The organism is Pseudoalteromonas sp. SWYJZ98, assembly GCF_015864495.1.
GTDB classification, from domain to species: Bacteria; Pseudomonadota; Gammaproteobacteria; order Enterobacterales; family Alteromonadaceae; genus Pseudoalteromonas; species Pseudoalteromonas distincta.
Genome location: NZ_JADYXA010000086.1, coordinates 1 through 2,020 on the forward strand (window position 1 = coordinate 1; position 2,020 = coordinate 2,020).

Consider the following 2,020-nt stretch of genomic DNA (forward strand, 5'->3'; position numbering starts at 1 on the left):
ACTGAGCGTCATGAATTGATAAAGCTCATTACCGACGCGCAGAAATCAGGGGCAAGGCAAGAAAAAGCATGTGAGTTACTTGGTCTAACGGCAAGAACAATTCAACGCTGGATTGAAGCTGGTGATATGACAGATAAGCGAACAAGTACGATAAAGCGACCACCTAACAGGCTAACTCAATTAGAGCAACAGCGTATAATTAAGACTGTTAATTCAATAGAATATGGACATTTACCACCCAACAAGATAGTCCCTAAACTATTGGATAAAGGTGTGTGGATAGCATCAGAAAGCTCGTTTTATCGCGTTATGAAATCACATAAATTATTAACACACAGAGAAAAAGTTAAACCAAATAAAAAGATAAAAAANTTATTAACACACAGAGAAAAAGTTAAACCAAATAAAAAGATAAAAAAACCGAAAGCGTTTAAGGCAACACGTGCAAACGAAATTTATACATGGGATATCACGTATTTGCCGACAGCAATTAAAGGTCATTTTTTATACTTATATTTAGTGATGGATATTTATAGTCGAAAAATAGTTGGTTGGCAGGTTCATGACACACAACTAAGCACACTGGCGGCTGATTTAATGGTAGATATTTGCAGGCGAGAGCAGGTAAAGCCTGAGCAAGTCACGCTGCACTCAGATAATGGCAGTCCAATGAAAGGGGCAACGTTATTAGCGACATTGCAGGAGTTAGGTATTGTTCCTTCATTTAGCCGACCGTCTGTGAGTAATGATAACCCTTATTCTGAATCGTTATTCAAGACGTTAAAGTATCGCCCGGAATACCCTGAAAAAGCCTTCGAAGATATCGCGAGCGCAAGGAAATGGGTTAACGGGTTTGTAAATTGGTACAACGATGAACACTTACACAGCGGTATTAAGTTTGTCACGACAAATCAGCGTCATTTAGGGTTAGATAAAGCGATACTAGCGAAACGTCATCAGGTAAATGAAATGGCGAAATTACAGAATCCAAGTCGTTGGTCAGGAAAGTCTCGAGATTGGACGATGATCAATGAAGTAAATTTAAATCCAGAGAAAAAAGAAGCAATGCGGGCGGCATAAAATTTAATTTGATGCGACAACTAACTTGAAAAACTCCGGTTTAGAGGCGCTGCGCTTTTAGAGGATAGTTTGGGAGTTAAAATAATAAAGAACTAAAAGTAAAAGCGAGGTATAAATCTCAGCTACATCGTGCAAACCCATCACAAACAGTTAAAACACCTGTAGATACCATCTCTCATTTTAAGCTTCAAGGTCTTATTTAACTTTCTTGGAGCTTAAACGCTTCTTGGTTTTTTATTACACCAAAACATATATGAATTAGCTTTCGCATATTTGCACACACAGCTTGCATCGGTGTTTTACCATTATTTATTAACGTTAACTTGTGTCGTTTTATTGTTTTATTCCATTGCCCAGCAACAATGGCTGCCATATAGAGTTTGCATCGAATTCTGGCTGGCCCGAGTTTACTGATTGATGTTCGNGAGTTTGCATCGAATTCTGGCTGGCCCGAGTTTACTGATTGATGTTCGTCCTTTTAATTTACCCGATTCATTGTGCCGTGGGATTAATCCACAATAAGCGGCCGCTTCTTTGGCTTTATTAAATTTTTTAGCCGCAAACAAATACGTCAGCTCTCTCGATAATACGGGCCCAATGCCAGGGATAGACTCAAGTAGCTTCCTGTTTTTTTTTAAATCAGGCTCATTATCTATGTGGTTATCAATATCAGATTTAAGCTGTTTAATTTCATCGTCTAAAAACGCGATAGTCACTTTTATCGATTGGCAAACACGTGCTGAAACGTTGCTGAATTCACTTGCTTCTAACCGGTTAACTTCTCGTTGTCGGTTACTCTCAAGCGCATCTAAACGACGGATAAGGGCTTTAAGCTCTCTAACTTCTAATGCATCAGGTTGCCAATAACTAACGACTGCGTGCTTAGCACAGCCGTAATGAGCAAGCATCGTTGCATCAGATTTGTCTGTTTTATGAATTA

The 2,020-nt window shown here is 38.9% G+C and carries 1 protein-coding gene and 1 pseudogene; one reads left to right on the plus strand and one right to left on the minus strand.

Features of this window, described 5'->3' with window-relative positions; translation table 11 throughout:
* On the plus strand, positions 1-1,080 hold a 1,080-nt coding region (locus I6F10_RS19865; protein WP_197099299.1), incomplete at its 5' end, for an IS3 family transposase.
* Between the two features lie 199 nt (positions 1,081-1,279).
* On the opposite strand, the pseudogene I6F10_RS19870 reads toward I6F10_RS19865, so the two are convergent.
* Positions 1,280-2,020, minus strand: a pseudogene (locus I6F10_RS19870) (IS110 family transposase); the annotation flags it as partial.